We start from the raw sequence: 20,472 nt of genomic DNA, 5'->3' as shown, positions 1-20,472 counted from the left end.
TACAAAGGCGAGTATATCTTCCAGAAGGAAGGCAAGAAGAAGTAAGGACGCGACAGATGGCAAACAGCAAAAGAAAACTGTTCCTCAAACGCCGCCTGCGCGTTCGGAACAAACTCCGCAAGGTCAACGCAGGGCGTCCGCGCCTGAGCGTTCACCGCTCCAACAAGAACATCAGCGTGCAGCTGATCGACGACGTCAACGGCGTGACCCTCGCCGCCGCCTCGACCCTCGAAAAGGATCTGGGACTGGTGGGCAAGTGCAATGTCGAGGCCGCTACCAAGATCGGGGCCACGATTGCCGAACGCGCCCAGAAGGCGGGTGTCACCGAGGCCTATTTCGACCGGGGCGGCTTTCTGTTCCACGGTCGGGTCAAGGCCGTGGCAGATGCCGCGCGTGACGCCGGTCTGAATATCTAAAGCGCAGGCGGCCCTTCGGGGCCGCCTCGATGATCCGGGAGCTTCGGCTCACCTGGATTGAACAATATCAGGCACCATGCGGTGCCGCATCGAAAGGACGCCGAGAATGGCAAGAGATGATAACCGGGGGCGCGGGCGTGACCGCGACGAAACCCCTGAATTCGCCGATCGCCTGGTTGCGATCAACCGGGTCTCGAAAACCGTAAAAGGGGGTAAACGCTTTGGCTTTGCCGCTCTGGTCGTTGTTGGCGATCAAAAGGGCCGTGTCGGCTTTGGCAAGGGCAAGGCCAAGGAGGTCCCCGAGGCGATCCGCAAGGCTACCGAAGCCGCCAAGCGCGCGATGATCCGCGTGCCGCTGCGCGAGGGCCGGACGCTGCACCACGACATGGAAGGCCGCCACGGCGCGGGTAAGGTCGTGATGCGCACTGCCCCGCACGGTACCGGCATCATTGCTGGTGGTCCGATGCGTGCTGTGTTCGAGATGCTCGGCGTTCAGGATGTGGTCGCCAAGTCGAACGGATCGCAGAACCCGTATAACATGATCCGTGCGACGCTGAACGGTCTCCAGAAAGAGACCAGCCCGCGCATGGTCGCGCAGCGTCGTGGCAAGAAGGTCGCCGACATCCTGAAAAAGGGTGACGAGGCCCCGGCTGCCGCCGAAGCGGCAGAAGCGTAAGGAGACCGGAACATGGCAAAAACCATCGTCGTGAAGCAGATCGGCTCGCCGATCCGCCGCCCCGAAAAGCAGCGCCAGACCCTTATTGGTCTGGGCCTGAACAAGATGCACAAGACGCGCGAATTGGAAGACACGCCTGCGGTGCGCGGCATGATCGCCAAGATCCCGCACATGGTGCAGATCGTAGAAGAAAAAGGCTGAGTGCGGGATCAGAGCGCTCGCGTCTGAAAGCAATGCGCCCCGGTCAGAAATGGCCGGGGCGTTTTTCATGTGCGCCATGATGCTCATCCTTTAGTCTCGCCACATCGGAATCCAACGCGCTCTCCGGGCAAGCTGTGGTAATGTGCTGCTGAGGCGGCCCTGTGGCGCCCTGCGCCGCGTCGTCCGCCGGAATCGCTTTGAGGAGGAAGGCCGATGTCTGCACAATCCAAAGGTGGTTGCGACCACATCCACACCCATACGACCCAAGCGCCAATCGACAATCACACCTGCCACTGCTCCGTCTGCAAGGCTGTGACCGGTCAGGACACCACGCATGTGGTGTTTTTCAAACACGGTGACGTGGTGGTCGACAATGAGGCCGGTTTGAACCGCCAACCATTCAATGCCAACAACCCTGACGGCCCGCTGGAGCTCTGTACCTGCGCCGACTGTGGCGCGCCCATCATGCTCGATGACAAGCAAAATCGTATTCGCGTAATCGTTCCGAATTTGATGGGGTATGCCGACCAGATCGAGCCGGCAAGTTACCACGCTTTTTATGACCCGGCGTCCGGCGAGCCCGAGCCTGCCGATGGCCGCCCGGTGCACGCGGCCCTCCGACCGGATTTTGTCTGGCCCGATCCGTCCTGACAGCCGATGGCGCCGTGGCGCGTGTCAGTCTCGGCCGTGCACTGCTTCGAGGTTGAGGCTTGGGTTTATCGGGATAATCCGGTTGGGATTGATCGTGTCGTGGCTGTAATGGTAATGGCGCACGATATGGTCGAAATTGACGGTCTTTGCCACGCCCGGCCATTGGTATAGTTCGCGCAGATACCCCCATAGGTTAGGGTAGTCGATGATGCGCTTGCGGTTGCATTTGAAATGCAGGTGATACACCTTGTCGAAGCGGATCAGCGTGGTGAATAGTCTCCAATCTGCTTCCGTCAGGCGCTCGCCCATCAGGTAGCGGCTTTCAGCCAGCCTTTGTTCTAGCCAGTCCAGACTGTCGAAGAGAGGTATCACCGCCGCATCGTAGGCTTCTTGACTGGTTGCGAACCCCGCCTTGTACACGCCGTTGTTGACGGTGTCGTATATCCGCGCATTGACTGGTTCGATGGTATCGCGCAGATCGTCGGGCCAGAAATCCTGAGTGTCGCCGGTGATCTGGTCAAACGCACTGTTGAACATGCGGATGATTTCGGAGCTTTCGTTTGACACGATCGTTTCGCGCGTCTTGTCCCAAAGGATCGGCACGGTGACCCGACCCGAAATCTGCGGATCGGCCTTGAGGTATATGTCCCGCGCGAACGGCAGCCCATGGAGTGTATCACCGGTGGTGCCCGGAAAATCTGTCGAAAAGGTCCACCCATCCGAGAGCATGTCGGGATGCACGACAGAAATGCCGATATGCTCTTTCAGTCCTTTCAGGGAGCGAAAAATCAGCGTGCGATGCGCCCAGGGACAGGCCAGCGCCACGTAAAGATGATAGCGCCCGCTCTCGGCCTTGAACCCGCCGTCGCCTGAAGGCCCGGCTGTTCCGTCCGGGGTTATCCAGTTGCGGAACTTTGCCGTTGAACGTACGAATTTGCCGCCCGTTGACTTGGTGTCGTACCAGGTGTCTTCCCATTTTCCGTTGACCAGTTGGCCCATGTTTTCGCACTCCTCTTTACGATCAAACTAGGGCTGTGCAGGCGCGTAATTAATCCACAGGGCCGCACGGGGCCTGCGCAATGCTGCACATGTCGTGAATGGCGGCACGTGTGGCGTTTCTTCGTTTGCACCGGGGCTTGCGCATCCCTATAACCGCGCCATGACGAAGCCCGCGACCGGGCCGGAGAGGTGTGCGACGATTGACTGACCCATATCGGGAGTGGATCGCGCAGCGTCAGGACTGATCAGTCCGCTCACCCCTTTTGCCCGTCGCGCGACCGAGGAAAAAGGGGATCGCCATGAAATTCGCCATGATTTTGACTGCGCTGCTGGCAGGCACCGCCGCGCACGCGCATCCGGGCCATCTGGCAGAGGTTGCCGGCCACGGGCACTGGTTGGGCGCGGCGGCCATTGGCGCCGCAATCGCAATCGGCCTTTGGTCCGGGTTGCGCGGACGCAAGGACACGGCGGCGGACGACGACGAGGACGAGACCCCCGACGCCGAAGCGCAGGAGGCGTGAGCATGGCCAAAACGGGTGTGATGATCTGCGGGCATGGCTCTCGCAGTCAATCTGCGGTGGATGAGTTCAGCGTTCTTGCCGACAAGCTGCCGGGCTACCTGCCGGACGATTGGCTGATGGAATATGGCTATCTCGAATTCGCCAATCCCGTGATCCGCGACGGTCTGGATCGGCTGCGCGCGGCGGGCTGCGAGCGTATTCTCGCGGTGCCGGGCATGCTCTTTGCCGCGATGCACTCCAAGAATGACATACCTACGGTCCTCAATACCTATGCCGACGCGCATGATATCGAGATCAGGTATGGCCGCGAATTAGGTGTTGATCCCAAGATGATCTCTGCCGCCGGAGCCCGCATACGTGAGGCGATTGATCGCGCCAACGTGAAACACGGGGATGTCAGTCTGCATGACACCTGTCTCGTTGTGATCGGCCGCGGCGCGTCTGATCCCGATGCCAACGCCAATGTCGCCAAGATTGCGCGCCTCTTGCAGGAGGGCCTCGGGTTTGGCTGGTGCGAGGTGGGCTATTCGGGTGTGACTTTCCCGTTGGTCGAGCCCTGCCTGCGGCACGTGGTCAAGCTTGGGTACAAGCGCGTCGTGGTGTTTCCCTATTTCCTTTTTTCCGGCATCCTGATCGACAGGATCTATGGGTTTACAGACCGCGTGGCGGCAGATCACCCGGAGATCGAGTTCGTCAAGGCCGAGTATCTGGGCGATCACCCCAAGGTTTTGGAGACCTTTGCCGAACGGGTGACAGAACAGCTCAATGCTGTCCCCCCGCCCAATTGTGGGACGTGTCAGTACCGGACGCAGGTGCTCGCCATGGAAGGGGGGGAGGTCAAGCATATCACGCCGCAACAGCGCGCCGCGCTGGCCGAGGCACGCGGCACGGGCCACCCCGCCTTTAGCGATGTCCCACCGCCAACATGCGTCATGTGCAAATATCGCACGCAAGTTCTTGGTTTCGAGGCCGAAGTGGGCGCGGTGCAAGAAAGCCATCACCACCATGTCGAGGGGCAGGGTGCCTCGGCCCCCGGCTCGAATGTGGCCGATTGCGCGCTGTGTGATACGTTCTGTACCGGAGAGTGCCGGCTCGAAGCGCAAGACCATCACCACCATCATGACCACGGCCATGATCATCATCACCATGATCACGACCATCACCACCATCACGCGCCCTATCCCCATGCGCTGCATCCCCACGGGCCCCAAAGCGCGCGGCGGACCAAGGTCTGATTCGCTATCACCGTTCCCAAATACTCCCGCCGGAGGCTCCGACACCGGCCCCAATCCCAAAGGGTTGAACGTGCGCCCCTACGAAAAGAACCCTTCGGCCATCTATACGATGAGCTTTGCCACGGTGCGCAGCGAGGCGCGGCTGGACAGGTTCGGCCCGGGAATGGAGGCGCTGGCAATCCGCCTCATTCATGCCTGCGGCATGGTCGAGGTGGCGGACCGTCTGGCGTTTTCCAATGGGGCCTATGCGGCGGGCCATGCGGCTTTGCAGGCAGGGGCGCCGGTGTTTTGCGATTGCGAAATGGTGGGGGCGGGGATCATTCGTCGGTATCTGCCCCGCGGCAATGAGGTGGTCGTCACGCTCAATGATGCCCGCGTTCCCGACATTGCAGCGGGGATCGGCAATACCCGCTCTGCGGCGGCGGTTGAATTATGGGCTGAGCGTCTCGAAGGCGCCGTCGTGGCAATCGGAAATGCGCCCACCGCGCTCTTTCACCTGCTGGAACTGCTCGATGAGGGGACGCCGCGTCCGGCACTGATCCTTGGATTTCCCGTAGGATTTGTAGGTGCGGCCGAGAGCAAGGCCGAATTGGCGGAGCATCCGCGTGGTTGTGAGTTTGTCGCTCTACGCGGACGACGTGGCGGCTCGGCCATGGCAAGTGCGGCGGTCAATGCTCTGGCGGCCGGCCTGCCGGAGGCGGGGGCATGACAGATCGCATCGCGCCTTGGCTGCATGTCGTCGGTATTGGTGAGGACGGGATGGACGGTCTCTTGCCTGCAACTCGTGCCATCGTCGAGTCGGCAGAGGTGATCGTGGGCGGCGAGCGGCATCATGTTCTATCCGATGCGGTCCGCGCCGAGCGGATCGCCTGGCCATCGCCCTTTGATGCGCTGACCGGACTTTTGTCCGGGCATCGGGGGCGTCGTGTCGTGGTGCTGGCCACCGGCGATCCGCTGTGGTTCTCGGTTGGCGCGCGTATCGGGCGCTCACTGCCGCCGTCGGAAATCGTCTACCATCCTCAGCTCTCGGCGTTTCAGCTTGCGGCGGCGCGGATGGGCTGGAGCATGGCCGATCTGGAGACGCTGACCGTTCATGGACGGCCGGTGGAGCAGATGATCGCTTTCATTCAGCCCGATGCGCGGCTCCTGGTCCTGACCACGGGGGCCGAGACGCCTGGACAGATTGCACGATTTCTGACCGAGCGCGGCTTCGGGCAGTCGCGGATGACCGTCCTCGCGAATATGGGCGGGCAGCAGGAGTTGCGGTTCGACGGTCTTGCCGACGGCTGGGACCATGTTGTGCCCGCGTTCAACACTTTGGCGGTCGAGTGCGTGGCTGCACACGATGCGGCGCTCTTGCCACGCGTGCCCGGGCTGGCCGATGATCTTTTTCACCATGACGGCACCATGACCAAACGCGAGGTGCGCGCCGCCACACTGTCCAAGCTGATGCCGATGCGCGGCGCGCTCTTGTGGGATATCGGCAGCGGTTGCGGCTCTGTCGCGGTTGAATGGATGCGCAGCGCCCGGTATGCGCGCGCCATCGGGATCGAGCCCCGCGCCGACCGTCGTGCGATGGCTGCGGCGAATGCGTTGGCGCTCGGCGTGCCGCGGCTGGAGCTGATCGAGGGGCGGGTGCCCGCAGCGCTAGACGGGCTTGCCGCCCCTGATGCGGTCTTTATCGGGGGCGGATTGTCGGATGCTGTTTTTGACGCGGCATGGTCTGCACTCCGTCCGCTGGGACGGTTGGTGTGCAACGCTGTGACGCTGGAGAGTGAGGCGTTATTGCTGAATTTGCACAAGCGGTATGGCGGCGACCTTGTGAAGTTGCAGATCAACCGGGCAGAACCTGTGGGCGGATTGACGGGCTGGCGCCCATTGATGCCCGTCACCCAATGGAGCCTCGTGAAGCGATGAGAGGCAGGCGTAGGACTTGGATATTTTGGGCAAGATGAAGCGTGGGGCGAGACATGGCCGGTAAGCTGTACGGCGTCGGTTTGGGGCCAGGCGATCCCGAGTTGATGACCTTGCGCGCGCATCGGCTCATCTCTGGTGCGCGGGTTGTGGTGTATCCGACACTGGCGGGCGGCGAGAGTTTTGCCCGTTCGATTGCGGCCGGGTCAATTGCGCCGGACACGCGCGAGATCGTGATGGATGTCCCGATGAGCGTCGAGCGGGCCCCGGCGCAGGTGGCCTATGATCAGGGCGCAGCGGACATTGCCGCGGCGCTTGATGGGGGCGAGGATGTTGTGTGCCTGTGCGAGGGCGATCCGTTTTTTTATGGCTCCTTCATGTATCTCTTTGCCCGGTTGAGCAGGCGCTACGAGGTCGAGGTGGTCCCGGGAGTGACGTCGATTGCCGCCTGTGCCGCAAGTGCGGGCCGCCCGCTCGTGGCGCGCAATGAACGCTTGACGGTGTTGCCGGGGCCATTGCCCGAGGCCGAGTTGAGGGCGCGGATTGAGGGGGCCGAAAGTGTCGCCATCATGAAAGTGGGGCGGCATTTGGCCAAGATCCGGGCGGTCATCGACGATTTGGGGTTCACCGGGCAAGCGGTCTATGTCGAGCGTGCGAGCCTGGCTCAAGAGGTGGTTTGCCCCCTCGCGCAAGCCCCTGCAGAGGCGCCGTATTTTTCAATGATATTGCTGACGAAAGGGGCCGATCCATGGCTGTGAAACCTGTTGTTCTGGCGCTGAGCCGGTCCGGTGAGGCGGTGGCGCATCGCGTCGCCGGGATGATCGGTGGCGATGTGCATGGGCGTGAGGGACGCGTCGAGAGTGCGGCGGCTTGGTTTCCCAATGCGCTCGATCACGTCCGCGATCTCTTTGCGGCTGGAGTGCCTGTCGTTGGGGTCTGCGCGAGCGGCATCCTGATCCGGGCCGTCGCGCCGCTGCTGAGCGACAAGCGAGGCGAGCCGCCGGTGGTATCGGTGAGCGATGATGGCGCGGTGGTGGTGCCGCTTCTGGGGGGGCACAGGGGCGCGAACCGGCTCGCCGCTCAGATTGCCGAAGGGCTGGAGGCCGTTGCCGCAGTCACGACTGCGGGAGACGTGGCCATGGGCGTGGCGCTCGATACGCCGCCTCTGGGCTATCGTTTGGCCAATCCCCAGGACGCCAAGGCAGCGATGGCGACGATGCTGGCGGGCGGTGGTGTGCGCGTGACCGGTGAGCGCATATTCGATATCGAGGATACCGGTGGTGCGGTCGAACTCGTGGTGAGCGAGGCACCCGCTGATGGCACTGCCACGCGGCTGGTGTATCATCCACAGCGTTATGTCTTGGGGCTGGGTTGTGCGCGCGGCTGCGATACCGAGGAAATGTGGGGCCTTGTTCGTCGGACGCTTGAGGCAAACGCGATTGCACCCGGGGCAGTGGCTTGTGTTGCATCGATTGACCTCAAGGCCGATGAAGGCGCCATGAACGACGTGGCGCGGCGTTTGGGCGTACCGTTCCGCCTGTTCTCGGCACAGGAGTTGGAGGCGCATGCCGATCAACTCGCAAACCCGTCCGACGTGGTGTTTGCCGAAGTGGGGTGCCATGGTGTGTCCGAGGGCGCTGCGCTGGCCTGTGGCGGGCAACTGTTTGTTGAAAAGCAGAAAACCGCGAATGCAACCTGCGCTGTCAGCCGCTCTGAGACGGTCATGACCGAGATGCCTGGTCGCGCGCGGGGGCGGCTGAGTGTGCTGGGCATCGGCCCCGGACAGGCAAGCTGGCGAACGCCCGAGGTGTCGCGCCTCGTGGCCGAGGCCGAGGAACTGGTGGGTTATGGCCTCTACATCGACCTCTTGGGACCATTGGCAGCCGGCAAGACGCGCAGCGATTTTCCGCTGGGTGGCGAGGAGGCGCGCTGTCGTTATGCGTTGGAACAGGCCGCGCAGGGCAAGAATGTCGCTCTGATCTGTTCAGGGGACGCCGGCATTTATGCGATGGGAGCGTTGGTTTTTGAACTGCTGGATCGTGGGCCCGAGGCTCAGGGCGTAAGCGACGCCGCGCGACGGGTGGAGGTGGTATGCTCGCCCGGTGTCTCGGCACTTCAGGCGGCGGCGGCGCGGGCGGGGGCCCCGCTTGGACATGATTTCTGCACGATCTCGTTGAGCGACCTGTTGACGCCACGCGCGGATATCATTCGGCGCCTGCATTCTGCGGCGGAAGGCGACTTTGTGATCGCGTTCTACAATCCGGTGTCCAAGACCCGGCGGACGTTGCTGGCCGAGGCGCGGGATATATTGCTGAAGCACCGTCCGGCAGACACGCCGGTGCTGCTTGCCAGCTCTCTGGGTCGGCCGGAAGAAGAGTTGCGCTACAGGCGTCTGGCCGATCTGCAGGTGGATGAGGTGGATATGCTGACAGTCGTGCTGGTGGGGTCCTCCAACAGCCGTCTGGCGCAAATGGGCGAGGGGCCCCGCATGTTCACACCGCGCGGCTATGCGCGCAAGATTGATGGTGATCTGGCCGAGGTCAGCATTGGAAAGGCACTGAAATGACAGTCTATTTCATCGGGGCGGGGCCGGGCGATCCGGAGCTTTTGACCAAAAAGGCAGAGCGGATCATCGGGCAATGTCCCGTGTGTCTCTATGCGGGCAGTCTGGTGCCGGCGGAGGTTGTGGCCGGTGCCCCCGACGGGGCGCTGGTGATGGATACCGCGCCGATGACGCTGGAAGACACCCATGCTGTGATACTGGAAAGCCATACCAAGGGCATGGACGTGGCGCGTGTGCATTCCGGTGATCCATCGCTTTACGGCGCGATTGCCGAACAGATCCGAAAACTGCGCGCAGATGGAATCGACTATCAGATCATTCCCGGTGTTCCGGCCTACGCGGCGGCGGCGGCGGCACTGGGGCAAGAGCTGACTGTGCCGGAAATTGCGCAAAGCATTGTTTTGACACGAGTTTCGATGAAGTCCACTTCGATGCCCGAGGGGGAGACGCTGGAGAATTTCGCGCGTAGCGGGGCGACGCTGGCGATTCATCTGGGTATCCGCAACCTACGGGAAATACACAGGATTCTCGCCCCGTACTACGGCGATGACTGTCCTGTGGTAGTGGCGTACCGGGTGGGGTGGCCGGATCAGCTGTTCGTGAGGGGGACGCTCGCTGATATCCATGCCAAGGTGCGGGCCGAAAAGATTACCCGAACCGCTTTGATTCTGGTTGGAAAAGTTCTGGGCGAGATCGCTGATTTCAAGGACAGTGCGCTCTATGATCCGGGCATGCCGCATGTTTTGCGACCCAAGGTTGCGGCGCGGGCTTAGGGCGTCAACTACACGTACCGCAGCCTTTCGGCGTGAAATTTGAGTTGAAATTTTCATAGAATCGGCGCAACGTGAAATTTATGGTGGTTTTTTCACGGGGCGCGACCCATGCATCAAAGCAATATTGGGCAGATGCGAAGCCTTGGCGCGGATTTGCGCGCCTTGCGCAAGACGCGCGGGTTAACGCTCGCGGCTTTGGCGGAAAAGCTGGGGCGGTCGGTTGGCTGGCTTTCACAGGTCGAGCGCGACCTGTCGGAGCCGTCGATCAGCGACCTGCGGCAGGTGGCCGATGTCCTGAGCGTGCCTATGTCGCTCTTGTTCGGCCATGCAAGTGCGCCTGCGGATGAGCAAGGCTATGTTGTGCGGGCGAGCGCACGCCGTCCCATGGGGTCGGGCGAAGAGGGTCTCATCGAGGAACTGCTATCGCCGGATCTGACCGATGAGTTCGAGGTGATTCACTCTACCTTCCGCCCCGGCTCTAAAATGCAGCACCCGGCGCAGCGGCCCACGCAGGAGGTGGGTTACATACTCTCCGGCAGGCTCAATCTGAGGATTGCAGACCGGCGGTTCACCATCGGCCCCGGCGACAGTTTCCGGTTTCGCGGCGAGCCCTATTGCTGGTCCAACCCCTATGATGAGCCCTGCGTTGCGATCTGGGTGATCGCCCCGCCGGTCTATTGAGGTGGGCATGAGTTTTGAGGGCTGGACCATCTTCGCGCTGTTCTGGGTGGTGTTCGTCACGACCCCGGGCCCGAACCACGTCAATTGCATCACCAACGGAATGACTGTCGGGTTTCGCCGAGGCCTGTGGGGTGTGGTGGCCATTCTCACGCAGGCCACGTTGTTTTTGACGCTCTCGGCGGCGGGGATCACCGCGCTCATCGCCACCTCGCCGGTGGCCTTCGAGGCGGCGAAACTCCTGGGTGCGGGCGTGTTGATCTGGCTCGGCGTGCGCGGCTGGATGCGGGCAACGCGGCCCATCCAGGCGGAGGCGCAGAGCGGTGGTTCGGTGTTCTGGCGGGCCTTCATGGTGGCCACCATCAACCCCAAGAGCGTGGCGGGCTACCTCGCCGCGTTCAGCCAGTTCGTGCAGCCTGAAGTGCCGATATGGGATCAGATGTGGGTGATCTTTCCCACCGCGCTGAGCATCACCGCGCTCAGCTATACCGGCTTTACTGCGCTCGGCGCGGGGCTTGGGCGCGCGGCGCTCGGCGCGGTAGCGGGCACATGGTTGCGGCGCGGGATGGCGGCGCTTTTCATCGGCTACGGCGTGGCGCTCGGCAGCGCCGCCATGCCTGCGCGTTAGCAAAAACGGATAACGGGGAGGATATCATGGCTGAGATACCAGGCACCGCGCGGGCGGTGATCATCGGCGGCGGTGCGGTCGGGGCGTCCTGCCTCTATCATCTGGCCAAGGCGGGCTGGACCGATTCGGTGCTGCTGGAGCGCAACGAGTTGACCGCAGGCAGCACTTGGCACGCGGCGGGCAATGTGCCCACGTTTTCTACAAGCTGGTCGGTGATGAACATGCAGCGCTATTCGACCGAGCTTTATGCGCGGCTGGGCTCGCAGGTCGATTATCCGATGAACTATCATCAGACCGGCTCGATCCGTCTGGCGCATAGCCGCGAGCGGATGCAGGAATTCGAGCGCGCCAAGGGGATGGGGCGGCATCAGGGGATGGATCTGGAAATCCTCGGGGTCGACGAGATCAAGGCGCGCTATCCGTTCATCGAGACGCATGATGTGAAGGGCGCGCTTTATGATCCGAACGACGGCGATATCGACCCGGCGCAGTTGACGCAGGCGCTGGCCAAAGGGGCGCGCGAGATGGGGGCGCGCGTGATCCGCTTTTGCCCCGCGATGGGCGTGCGGCGCGAGAACGGCGAGTGGATTGTCGAGACCGAGAAGGGCGAGATCCGTTGCGAGATCGTGGTAAACGCGGCGGGGTATTACGCGCAGCGGGTGGGGGAATGGTTCAAGCCCTATGGCGGGCGCACCGTGCCGATGATGGTAATGAGCCATCAGTATCTTTTGTCCGAGGAAATCCCCGAGATCGAGGCGTGGTCGAAGGAGCAGGGCCGCAAGCTGCCGCTGTTGCGCGATGTCGATGTGTCCTATTATCTGCGGCAGGAAAAGCATGGCTTCAACCTCGGCCCCTACGAGCCGCGTTGCCGGGCGCATTGGGTGGACCCGTCGGACCCGATGCCCGACGATTTCAGCTTTCAGCTCTGGCAGGAGGATATCGACCGGATTGAGGAGATCGTGACCGATGCGATGGCGCGGGTGCCCTTGCTGGGCACGTCCGGGATCAGCAAGATCATCAACGGGCCGATTCCCTATGCGCCGGACGGGATGCCTTTGCTTGGGCCGATGCCCGGCGTGCCGAATGCGTTCGAGGCCTGTGTCTTTACCTTCGGGATCGCGCAGGGCGGCGGCGCGGGCAAGGTGCTGGCGGAATGGATCACCGAGGGCGCGCCCGAGTGGGACATGTGGTCCTGCGATCCGCGCCGCTACACCGATTACACCGATCCGGAGTATTGCGTGGCGAAGGGGATGGAGGTTTACGGCCACGAATACGGGATGCATTTCCCGTGGCACCGCTGGCCGGTTGCCCCCGATCGCCGGGTCTCGGCGCTGCACGAGCGGCTCAAGTCGGCGGGGGCGCAGATGGGGGCCTATAACGGCTGGGAGCGGGCGAACTGGTTTGCGCAGCCGGGGGATGATACCTCCGAGGAGGCGACGCAGACATGGGACCGCGCGGGGCCTTGGGAGGCGCGCATCCGGCAAGAATGCGAGGCGGTGCGCGATCATGCCGGGGTCATTGCGATTTCCGGCTTTACGCGGATTGCGGTTCAGGGGCCGGGGGCGCGGGACCATGTGGACGGGCTGACCGCGTCGCGGCTGCCGCAGCCGGGGCGCATCGGCCTTGCCTATTTCGGCGATGACCGGGGGCGCATCCTGACCGAGATGTCGGTGATCCCGCGCTCGGAGGACGAGATCTGGCTCATTACCGCCGGGGCGGCGCAATGGCATGACCGCGACGTTCTGGCGCGGGGCCTGCCCGAGGGGGTGACGCTGACCGACCGGAGCGACCGGTATGATTGCCTGCTGGTCACGGGGCCCAAGGCGCGCGGCATCCTCGGGCCGCTCACGGATGCGGACCTGTCGCTGCCCTGGCTGAGCGTGCAGGATACGACGGTCTGCGGTGTGGGCTGTGTGCTGATCCGGGTGTCCTTCGCGGGCGAGTTGGGCTGGGAAATCCATTGCCCGGCGGCGGAGGTGCCGGTAATCTGGGACGCGGTGACGGACGCGGGGGCCAAGCCCTTCGGCATGTGGGCGCTGAATTCCCTGCGTATCGAGAAAGGCTATCGCGCGTGGAAGGGCGATCTCTCGACCGATTATTCGCTGCTGGAGGGCGGGCTGGAGCGGTTCGTCAAGCTCGACAAGCCGCAGGAATTTCCGGGCAAGGCGGCGCTGCTGGCCGAGAAGCAGAGGGGCGTGGCGAAGCGGTTCGCGCCGCTGATCGTCGAGGCGGGGGCGGCGGATGCGCCCTATATGTCCTCGATCTGGCACGGGGGCGAGATCGTGGGCGAGACCACGAGCGGTGCCTGGGGCTACCGGGTGAATGGCTCGGTGGCGCTGGCCATGCTACGCAGCGATCTGGCGGTGCCGCGGACGAAGCTGGAGGTGGAAATCTTCGGCGAGCGGGTCCCCGCCACGGTGCAGCCCGACGCGCCGCTCTGGGACCCGCAGAACGAGAGGCTCAAGGCGTGACGCTCGAGACATACCTGATCTATCTCGGTGTGGTGGCGGCGTTCTTTGCGACGCCCCCGGACACCAGCCAGTTGCTGATCATCTCCAACAGCCTGCGCCACGGCCTGCGCCGCAGCCTCGCCACCGTGGCTGGCGACCTGAGCGCCAATGCGATTCAGATGACGCTGGCCGCGTTCGGGCTGACCGCGGTGATCGCCACCAACGCGGATGCGCTCTGGATCGTCAAATGGGCGGGGGTCGCTTACCTCGCGTGGATCGGGGTCAGGCTGATCCTTGCCCGTCCCGAGACGACGACGCCCGATGCCGCACCGGGCGGCAGGCTCTTCCGGCAGGGGTTTGTCACCTCCTCGGCCAACCCCTACGCGGTGGTGTTCTTTGGCGCGCTGTTTCCGCAGTTCATCGACACGGCGCAGCCGGTCTGGCCACAACTGCTGATCCTGGGGCTGACCTACCTGGTGGTGGACGGGCTGATCCTGCTGCTTTGGGGCTGGGTGGCCGTGCGCAGCCTCGGACGGGTCAGACAGCTGACCGGCGTCTGGATTAACCGCGTCTCTGGCTGCCTGATGATCGGCGCGGCCGTGTTGCTGGGCGTGAAGGACATCGAACGGGAGGCCACGCGTTGACCCTGCCCGCCACCATGTCCGGCGTCACCCTCACCCGCCACGGCGGGCCGGAGGCGCTGGTCTGGCGCGAGGATATCCCGGTGCCGCGCCCCGGTGCGGGCGAGGTGCTGGTCAAAGTGCTGGCGGCGGGGGGCAACAACACCGATATCAACACCCGCGAGGGCTGGTATGCGGCGGAGGTGACCGGGGCCACGGGCGAGACGGATGAAGGCGTCGCGGCCGGGGGCTGGTCAGGCGCATTGCGGTTTCCGCTGATACAGGGCGGCGATCTGTGCGGCGAGGTGGTGGCGCGCGGCGAAGGCGTCACCGCGCCTGCGCTCGGTGCGCGGGTGACCTGCCCGATCAACATTCCGCGCCCGACGGACGACAAACCGGTGGGGTTCGTCGCGCTCGGATCGGAGATCGACGGGGCTTTTGCCGAATATTGCCTGATGCGGGCGGACGACCTGTATGATGTGTCGGACGCGCCGCTGTCGGATATCGAGATCGCCGCAATTCCTTGCGCCTTCGGCACCGCCCTCGGCCTGCTCGACCGCGCGGGCGTGGCGGCAGGACAGGAGGTGCTGATCACCGGGGCGTCGGGCAATGTCGGCCTCGCGGCGGTGCAGCTTGCCTCAAGCATGGGGGCGCGGGTCACAGGCATCGCCTCGCCGTCCAAGGCCGCGACGGTGCAGGAAGAGGGGGCGGCGGAGGTCATCGTCTGCGACGCGCCCCTGCCCCAAGACCGCTTTCACGCGGTGATCGACCTTGTGGGCGGGCCGGGCTTTGCCGCGCTGATCGACGCGCTGCGCCCGGGCGGGCACTACGCCGTGGCGGGGGCCATCGCCGGGCCGATGATAGAGGCCGACCTGCGCCGCATCTACCTGCGCGACATCACCCTCCACGGCTGCACATTTCAGCCACCTCGTGTCTTTGCCCGGCTCATGGACATGGTCCGCGCCGGAGAGGTAAGACCTAGGATCAGTACCACCTATCTGCTGCGCGACATCGCCCGGGCGCAGGCGGATTTCCAGACCAAGGCCCATGCCGGCAAGCTGGTCCTCTTGCCACCGGAGACAGACACATGACAGACATCACATTGCTCGACGGCTCCATCGGACAGGAACTTGTCAAACGTTCGGGCGACCGGGCGACGCCACTCTGGTCGACGCAGGTGATGATGGATCACCCGCAGATCGTGCGCGACGTGCATGACGCCTATTTCGCCGCCGGGGCCACGGTGGCCACCACCAACACCTATGCGGTGCTGCGTGACCGGCTGGTGCGGGTGGGGTTGGAGGATGCGGTGGACCGCCTCGCCGATACCGCTGTCAGTGCCGCCATCGCCGCGCGCGACGCGCATGGCGCGGGGCGCGTGGCGGGGGCCGTGGGGCCATTGGTGCAATCCTACCGCCCCGATCTCTGCCCCCCGGCGGCGGAGGCGGCCCTGATCTATGCCGAGCCGGTGGCGGCCATCGCGCCCCGCGTCGATCTGCTTTTGTTCGAGACCATGTGTTCGGTCGATCAGGCGCGCGGCGCGTGTCTGGCGGCACAGGCGGCGGGCGTGCCGCTCTGGCTTGCGGTCTCGGTGATGGACGAGGACGGCACGCGGCTGCGCTCGGGCGAGCCGCTCTCGGCGCTCGCGCCGCTTCTGGCCGAAATGCCGCCCGCCGCGATCCTGCTCAACTGCTCGCCGCCGGAGGCGATCACGCAGGGGCTGCCGCATATCGCCGCGTTCGGTCTGCCCTTCGGCGCCTATGCCAACGGTTTTACCCGGATCAGCGAGGGGTTTCTGGGTGCGGCCCCCACCGTCGACGCGCTGGAGCAGCGCGGCGATCTCTCCCCCGCCGCCTATGCCGTGACCGTCATGGGCTGGATCGACGCGGGCGCCACCATCGTCGGTGGCTGCTGCGAGATCGGCCCCGATCACATCGCGGAACTGGCGCGGCGCATCCGCGAGGCGGGGCACGAGATTGTCTGACCTGCTGTTTCTTCTTGGTAAAAATACTCAATGCGCAACGCTTACAAGAGGCGAGACATGACCGATCTTCCAAACCGGGCCCGCGTGGTCATCATCGGCGGCGGCGTCGTGGGCTGCTCTGTGGCCTATCACCTCACGAAACTCGGCTGGTCCGACGTGGTGCTGCTGGAGCGCAAGCAACTCACCTCCGGCACCACGTGGCACGCCGCCGGCCTCATCGGGCAGTTGCGCGCCAGCGCCAACATGACCCGCCTCGCGCGCTACTCAGCCGAGCTTTATACCGGGCTGGAGGCCGAGACCGGCATTGCCACGGGATTCCGGCAGGTGGGCTCGATCTCGGCGGCGCTTACGGGCGAGCGGCTGGAGGAGCTCAAGCGCAGCGCGGCAATGGCGCGCGCCTTTGGCGTGCCGGTGGAGGAGTTGTCGCCGTCCGAGATCGGGGACCGCTACCCGCACCTCAACCTCGATGGCGTCACGGGGGGCGTGTGGCTGCCCACCGACGGGCAGGCCGATCCGGCCAACATCGCGCTGGCGCTGGCCAAGGGCGCGCGGGGGCGCGGTGCGCGGGTGCAGGAGCGGGTGAAGGTGACGGGGATGGCCCGGGCGGGCCGCCGCGTCACCGGTGTGGACTGGCAGGGCGAGGATGGAAGCGCGGGCCATATCGCCTGCGAGCATGTAGTGAATTGCGCGGGCATGTGGGGGCATGAGGTAGGGCGCATGGCGGGCACCAACGTGCCGCTGCATGCCTGCGAGCATTTCTATATCGTGTCGGAGCCGGTTGCCGGGCTGTCACAGCTTCCGGTGCTGCGGGTGCCGGATGAATGCGCCTATTACAAGGAAGACGCAGGGAAAATGATGCTGGGCGCGTTTGAGCCCGATGCCAAGCCCTGGGGCATGGACGGCATCCCTGCGAGTTTCGAATTCGATCAGTTGCCCGAGGATTTCGACCATTTCGAGCCGATCCTGGAGGCGGCGGTGACCCGGATGCCGATGCTGGCCGAGGCGGGAATTCACACGTTCTTTAACGGTCCCGAAAGTTTTACCCCTGATGATGCCTATCATCTGGGGCTGGCGCCTGAGATGGACAATGTCTGGGTCGCGGCGGGGTTCAACTCCATCGGTATTCAGTCGGCGGGCGGCGCGGGGCATGCGCTGTCGCAATGGATGGAGGATGGCGAGAAGCCCTTTGACCTGGGCGATGTGGATATTTCTCGGATGCAGCCGTTTCAGGGCAACCGGCATTACCTCTATGAGCGCTCGAAGGAGACGCTCGGCCTGCTTTATGCCGATCACTACCCCTACCGGCAGAAGGCCACCGCGCGCGGTGTGCGGCGCACGCCGTTTCATGCGCAACTGCTGGAGCGTGGGGCGGTGATGGGCGAGGCGGCGGGCTGGGAGCGCGCGAACTGGTATGCGAATGCGGGACAAGAGCCTGCGTATCGCTATAGCTGGGGCCGTCAGAACTGGTTCGACAATGCCGCCGCCGAACACCGCGCGATCCGCGAGGGCGTGGGCCTTTACGACATGTCGAGTTTCGGCAAGCTGCGGGTCGAGGGACCGGAGGCGGAGGCGTTTCTCAACCATGTCTGCGGGGCGGAGATGGCGGTGCCGGTGGGCCGGATCGTCTATACGCAGTTTCTGAACGCGAAGGCTGGGATCGAGGCGGATGTGACAGTGACGCGGCTCAGCGAGACCGTTTATCTGGTGGTTACGCCCGCCGCCACGCGGCTGGCGGATGAGACCTGGCTGCGGCGGCATCTGGGGGGCCGGATGGTCGTGATCACCGATGTCACGGCCGCTGAGGGCGTGCTGGCCGTGATGGGGCCGAAGGCGCGCGATCTGCTGCGGGCGGTGTCACCGGATGACCTGTCGAACGAGGCCCACCCCTTCGGCTGGGCGCGACAGATCGAGATCGGCATGGGGCTGGCGCGGGCGCATCGCGTCTCTTACGTCGGCGAGCTCGGCTGGGAGATTTACGTGAGTGCGGACATGGCCGGGCATGTCTTTGAGGTGCTGACCGAGGCGGGCGCGGATCATGGGCTGCAACTCTGCGGGCTGCACGCGATGGACAGTTGCCGGATCGAGAAGGCGTTTCGACATTTCGGCCACGACATCACCTGCGAGGATCACGTACTGGAGGCGGGGTTGGGCTTTGCCGTCAAGACCGACAAGCCCGAATTCATCGGGCGCGACGCAGTGCTGCGCAAACGCGAGACCGGGCCGGAGCGGCGGATGCTGCAATTCCGCCTGACCGACCCGGAACCGATGCTTTACCATAACGAGCCGCTTCTGCGCGACGGCGAGATCGTGGGCTATCTGAGTTCGGGCGCATACGGGCATCATCTGGGTGCCGCCATCGGGATGGGCTACGTGCCCTGCCCCGGAGAAAGCACCGAGCAGTTGCTGGCGTCGAGCTATGAGGTGGACGTGGCGGGGTGTCGGATCAAGGCAGAGGCATCGCTCCGTCCGATGTATGATCCTAAATCCGAGCGCGTGAAGGCCTGAGTGATGGGGGTAGTCCCGCCAAAATGCAGACAGGTATTGTCGGCTGGATGAATGTGGGAGTGGTGTCTTCTGCCGGGGTCGTGTAAGGCGCGGATATGTCTGATTACGACCCGCCGACCGAGCCGCTTGAGGTGCTGCATGACGATCACGAGATCGTCGTTGTCAACAAACCGGCGGGCTTGCTGAGTGTTCCCGGAAAAGGTGAGCACCTGGCCGATTGTCTGTTGGAGCGGGTCAAGGATGTCTTTCCGACAGCACTTCTGGTGCATCGACTGGACCGCGACACGTCGGGCGTGATGGTCTTTGCCCTTAGCCCGCATGCGCAGCGGCATCTGGGCCTGCAATTCGAGAAACGCCAGACGAAGAAGTTCTATGTCGCGCGGGTGCATGGCAGGCTGGAGCCGCGAGAGGGCGTGGTTGATCTGCCGCTGATCGTCGATTGGCCCAACCGTCCGTTGCAGAAGGTCTGCCATGAGACTGGCCGCACGGCGCTGACCGAATGGCGGGTCATGCGTGCGGGGAAAGACGAAACAAGAGTGAGGTTGAGCCCCAAGACAGGGCGAAGTCATCAGTTGCGGGTGCATATGCTGGCGCTTGGTCATCCTATTCTGGGAGATCCGCTCTACGCGACAGAAGAGGCGCGCGCGCATCCTCGTCTGATGCTGCATTCCGAGGAATTGCGCCTGCGCCACCCGGATGGCGGGGCCGGTATCAAATTTCGGGCTAAGGCACCGTTCTAATGGTGTATACTGGGTAGAGATTCACAACAAAACGATGTGATTGTCCCAAGCCAGCCCTTCGGACGTGGTGAGAGGCTCTGTCTGATCACCCGAAATCCGGATGAGCCCGCCCTGTCCGTCCGAGGCCAAGAGCGCCGAGCCCATTGGGGCCAACCCGCAAATGTCCGCACGCAGAATAGCGGCTCGGAAGTTTAAAGATTCGTCGAAGATATGCGCCCGTCCGCCGCGCGGCGAGGTGATCGCAGGGCCCTGACCGCCCCACGCGACTGATCCGGCATAGCCCTGCATGGCGAGTTGTTCGGCCAGTGGCGCCTCGGAGAGCCTTGGCGGCTGGCCTCGGCGGTGCAACCCAAGAAGCGGGACCGGCGCCATGGTGTCACCTTGCCACTGCAGCGCGAAGGCAAGCGTATCGTCAGGGCCGAGCGCCAGATGCCGAATGGAGTTCTGGTGCAGGTCGGCGGCGAGCGACATCTCCTCCAACACGGTCCCATCTGTGCTGAGATAGCTGAGATTGGGGCGCATCGTGTCGAGGTTAAGCTTCTCGCGCCCGTGATCGGGATGGGTGCGGATACCGCCATTGGCGACCGCGAGGGTCTCGCCATCGGCCAAGGTGCGGATGTCATGCGGGCCGATGCCGTTTGAGGCAATCTCGCCGACGCGGGTATAGCCCCGGCTGCGGGACCAGAGGCCGATGCGGCCTGCGCCGGTGTCGATTTCATTCTCGGTGGTGCAGAGGATATCGCCGCCGACAAATGTCCCGTGACCGTAGAAATGCCGTCCCAATGGTGCGTCGAGCCGGGCCAGAACGGCGCCGCTGGTGCAGTCGAGGACAAAGGCAATACGGCCCGGACGCCGCGCGAACGCCACCGCCTCGGCCCGGTCGGGATGGGCGGCGGCGGCGTGGCCGCGTTCCGGCAG

The 20,472-nt window shown here is 64.1% G+C and carries 21 protein-coding genes; 19 read left to right on the top strand and 2 right to left on the bottom strand.

What is annotated here, in order from left to right; translation table 11 throughout:
- Nucleotides 1-56 precede the first annotated feature (56 nt).
- The 4 genes from rplR (at nt 57) to Q0X85_RS12375 (ending at nt 1,944) form a co-directional block, all read left to right on the top strand.
- The gene (gene rplR / locus Q0X85_RS12390) at nt 57-416 is read left to right on the top strand and encodes a 50S ribosomal protein L18 (protein WP_297772341.1); all 360 of its coding nucleotides are present in this window, start codon (nt 57-59) and stop codon (nt 414-416) included.
- A gap of 106 nt (nt 417-522) precedes the next feature.
- Nucleotides 523-1,092 carry a 30S ribosomal protein S5 gene (gene rpsE / locus Q0X85_RS12385; protein WP_297772339.1) on the top strand — a complete coding sequence of 190 codons (570 nt, stop codon included), beginning with the start codon at nt 523-525 and terminating at the stop codon, nt 1,090-1,092.
- 12 nt (nt 1,093-1,104) lie between these two features.
- Nucleotides 1,105-1,293 (top strand): 50S ribosomal protein L30, encoded by a 189-nt coding sequence (gene rpmD, locus Q0X85_RS12380; RefSeq protein ID WP_129434277.1) that lies wholly within the window; start codon nt 1,105-1,107, stop codon nt 1,291-1,293.
- 213 nt (nt 1,294-1,506) lie between these two features.
- On the top strand, nt 1,507-1,944 hold the full coding sequence (locus tag Q0X85_RS12375) for a GFA family protein (protein ID WP_297772335.1): 438 nt from the start codon (nt 1,507-1,509) through the stop codon (nt 1,942-1,944).
- Nucleotides 1,945-1,968: 24 nt separating this feature from the next.
- On the opposite strand, the gene Q0X85_RS12370 is transcribed toward Q0X85_RS12375, so the two are convergent.
- Nucleotides 1,969-2,943: a glutathione S-transferase family protein gene (locus tag Q0X85_RS12370; protein WP_297772333.1), complete on the bottom strand. Its 975-nt coding sequence runs from the start codon at nt 2,941-2,943 to the stop codon at nt 1,969-1,971.
- A 299-nt stretch (nt 2,944-3,242) separates the two neighbouring features.
- On the opposite strand from Q0X85_RS12370, the gene Q0X85_RS12365 reads away from it, so the two are divergent.
- The 15 genes from Q0X85_RS12365 to Q0X85_RS12295 all read left to right on the top strand — a co-directional run bounded on the left by Q0X85_RS12365 (nt 3,243) and on the right by Q0X85_RS12295 (nt 19,554).
- Nucleotides 3,243-3,464 (top strand): DUF6732 family protein, encoded by a 222-nt coding sequence (locus tag Q0X85_RS12365; RefSeq protein ID WP_297772331.1) that lies wholly within the window; start codon nt 3,243-3,245, stop codon nt 3,462-3,464.
- Between the two features lie 2 nt (nt 3,465-3,466).
- Nucleotides 3,467-4,699 (top strand): sirohydrochlorin chelatase, encoded by a 1,233-nt coding sequence (locus Q0X85_RS12360; protein WP_297772329.1) that lies wholly within the window; start codon nt 3,467-3,469, stop codon nt 4,697-4,699.
- A gap of 70 nt (nt 4,700-4,769) precedes the next feature.
- On the top strand, nt 4,770-5,408 hold the full coding sequence (locus tag Q0X85_RS12355; protein WP_297772327.1) for a precorrin-8X methylmutase: 639 nt from the start codon (nt 4,770-4,772) through the stop codon (nt 5,406-5,408).
- Nucleotides 5,405-6,616 (top strand): precorrin-6y C5,15-methyltransferase (decarboxylating) subunit CbiE, encoded by a 1,212-nt coding sequence (cbiE, locus tag Q0X85_RS12350; protein WP_297772325.1) that lies wholly within the window; start codon nt 5,405-5,407, stop codon nt 6,614-6,616. The genes Q0X85_RS12355 and cbiE overlap by 4 nt, the downstream gene beginning before the upstream one ends.
- Before the next feature lie 53 nt (nt 6,617-6,669).
- The gene (cobI, locus tag Q0X85_RS12345; RefSeq protein ID WP_297772323.1) at nt 6,670-7,371 is read left to right on the top strand and encodes a precorrin-2 C(20)-methyltransferase; all 702 of its coding nucleotides are present in this window, start codon (nt 6,670-6,672) and stop codon (nt 7,369-7,371) included.
- Nucleotides 7,362-9,179 (top strand): precorrin-3B C(17)-methyltransferase, encoded by a 1,818-nt coding sequence (cobJ, locus tag Q0X85_RS12340; RefSeq protein WP_297772321.1) that lies wholly within the window; start codon nt 7,362-7,364, stop codon nt 9,177-9,179. Before cobI ends, cobJ begins: the two co-directional genes overlap by 10 nt.
- The gene (gene cobM / locus Q0X85_RS12335; RefSeq protein WP_297772319.1) at nt 9,176-9,949 is read left to right on the top strand and encodes a precorrin-4 C(11)-methyltransferase; all 774 of its coding nucleotides are present in this window, start codon (nt 9,176-9,178) and stop codon (nt 9,947-9,949) included. The genes cobJ and cobM overlap by 4 nt, the downstream gene beginning before the upstream one ends.
- 108 nt (nt 9,950-10,057) lie before the next feature.
- Nucleotides 10,058-10,630 carry a helix-turn-helix domain-containing protein gene (locus Q0X85_RS12330; RefSeq protein ID WP_297772317.1) on the top strand — a complete coding sequence of 191 codons (573 nt, stop codon included), beginning with the start codon at nt 10,058-10,060 and terminating at the stop codon, nt 10,628-10,630.
- 7 nt (nt 10,631-10,637) lie between these two features.
- Nucleotides 10,638-11,255 carry a LysE family transporter gene (locus tag Q0X85_RS12325; protein WP_297772315.1) on the top strand — a complete coding sequence of 206 codons (618 nt, stop codon included), beginning with the start codon at nt 10,638-10,640 and terminating at the stop codon, nt 11,253-11,255.
- A 26-nt stretch (nt 11,256-11,281) separates the two neighbouring features.
- Nucleotides 11,282-13,726, top strand: a complete 2,445-nt coding sequence (locus Q0X85_RS12320; protein WP_297772313.1) for an FAD-dependent oxidoreductase — start codon at nt 11,282-11,284, stop codon at nt 13,724-13,726.
- Nucleotides 13,723-14,349 (top strand): LysE family translocator, encoded by a 627-nt coding sequence (locus Q0X85_RS12315; RefSeq protein ID WP_297772311.1) that lies wholly within the window; start codon nt 13,723-13,725, stop codon nt 14,347-14,349. Before Q0X85_RS12320 ends, Q0X85_RS12315 begins: the two co-directional genes overlap by 4 nt.
- Before the next feature lie 2 nt (nt 14,350-14,351).
- On the top strand, nt 14,352-15,416 hold the full coding sequence (locus Q0X85_RS12310) for a zinc-binding dehydrogenase (RefSeq protein ID WP_297772343.1): 1,065 nt from the start codon (nt 14,352-14,354) through the stop codon (nt 15,414-15,416).
- Entirely contained in the window at nt 15,413-16,309 is an 897-nt protein-coding gene (locus Q0X85_RS12305) for a homocysteine S-methyltransferase family protein (protein WP_297772309.1), read from the top strand. Before Q0X85_RS12310 ends, Q0X85_RS12305 begins: the two co-directional genes overlap by 4 nt.
- A gap of 57 nt (nt 16,310-16,366) precedes the next feature.
- Complete coding sequence (locus tag Q0X85_RS12300) at nt 16,367-18,814, top strand: FAD-dependent oxidoreductase (RefSeq protein ID WP_297772307.1); 2,448 nt, start codon at nt 16,367-16,369, stop codon at nt 18,812-18,814.
- A 95-nt stretch (nt 18,815-18,909) separates the two neighbouring features.
- Nucleotides 18,910-19,554 carry an RluA family pseudouridine synthase gene (locus tag Q0X85_RS12295; protein WP_297772305.1) on the top strand — a complete coding sequence of 215 codons (645 nt, stop codon included), beginning with the start codon at nt 18,910-18,912 and terminating at the stop codon, nt 19,552-19,554.
- A gap of 21 nt (nt 19,555-19,575) precedes the next feature.
- Here the strand turns inward: Q0X85_RS12295 and Q0X85_RS12290 are convergent.
- Nucleotides 19,576-20,472 (bottom strand): DUF1513 domain-containing protein (locus tag Q0X85_RS12290; protein WP_297772303.1); only part of this gene is annotated, 897 nt, incomplete at its 5' end.

Origin of the sequence: uncultured Roseovarius sp. (genome assembly GCF_947259555.1) — a bacterium.
Taxonomy (GTDB): Bacteria; Pseudomonadota; Alphaproteobacteria; order Rhodobacterales; family Rhodobacteraceae; genus Roseovarius.
This window is presented reverse-complemented; position numbering and strand designations above follow the sequence as displayed.

Excerpts from the sequence above, each read along its gene's own strand:
- cbiE (WP_297772325.1), top strand. The coding sequence starts at position 5,405 with ATGACAGATCGCATCGCGCCTTGGCTGCATGTCGTCGGTATTGGTGAG.
- Q0X85_RS12305 (WP_297772309.1), top strand. The coding sequence starts at position 15,413 with ATGACAGACATCACATTGCTCGACGGCTCCATCGGACAGGAACTTGTC.
- Q0X85_RS12370 (WP_297772333.1), bottom strand. The coding sequence starts at position 2,943 with ATGGGCCAACTGGTCAACGGAAAATGGGAAGACACCTGGTACGACACC.
- Q0X85_RS12325 (WP_297772315.1), top strand. The coding sequence starts at position 10,638 with ATGAGTTTTGAGGGCTGGACCATCTTCGCGCTGTTCTGGGTGGTGTTC.
- Q0X85_RS12295 (WP_297772305.1), top strand. The coding sequence starts at position 18,910 with ATGTCTGATTACGACCCGCCGACCGAGCCGCTTGAGGTGCTGCATGAC.
- cobM (WP_297772319.1), top strand. The coding sequence starts at position 9,176 with ATGACAGTCTATTTCATCGGGGCGGGGCCGGGCGATCCGGAGCTTTTG.
- Q0X85_RS12330 (WP_297772317.1), top strand. The coding sequence starts at position 10,058 with ATGCATCAAAGCAATATTGGGCAGATGCGAAGCCTTGGCGCGGATTTG.
- Q0X85_RS12300 (WP_297772307.1), top strand. The coding sequence starts at position 16,367 with ATGACCGATCTTCCAAACCGGGCCCGCGTGGTCATCATCGGCGGCGGC.
- Q0X85_RS12365 (WP_297772331.1), top strand. The coding sequence starts at position 3,243 with ATGAAATTCGCCATGATTTTGACTGCGCTGCTGGCAGGCACCGCCGCG.
- rpsE (WP_297772339.1), top strand. The coding sequence starts at position 523 with ATGGCAAGAGATGATAACCGGGGGCGCGGGCGTGACCGCGACGAAACC.
- Q0X85_RS12375 (WP_297772335.1), top strand. The coding sequence starts at position 1,507 with ATGTCTGCACAATCCAAAGGTGGTTGCGACCACATCCACACCCATACG.
- Q0X85_RS12360 (WP_297772329.1), top strand. The coding sequence starts at position 3,467 with ATGGCCAAAACGGGTGTGATGATCTGCGGGCATGGCTCTCGCAGTCAA.
- rpmD (WP_129434277.1), top strand. The coding sequence starts at position 1,105 with ATGGCAAAAACCATCGTCGTGAAGCAGATCGGCTCGCCGATCCGCCGC.
- Q0X85_RS12320 (WP_297772313.1), top strand. The coding sequence starts at position 11,282 with ATGGCTGAGATACCAGGCACCGCGCGGGCGGTGATCATCGGCGGCGGT.
- rplR (WP_297772341.1), top strand. The coding sequence starts at position 57 with ATGGCAAACAGCAAAAGAAAACTGTTCCTCAAACGCCGCCTGCGCGTT.
- cobI (WP_297772323.1), top strand. The coding sequence starts at position 6,670 with ATGGCCGGTAAGCTGTACGGCGTCGGTTTGGGGCCAGGCGATCCCGAG.
- cobJ (WP_297772321.1), top strand. The coding sequence starts at position 7,362 with ATGGCTGTGAAACCTGTTGTTCTGGCGCTGAGCCGGTCCGGTGAGGCG.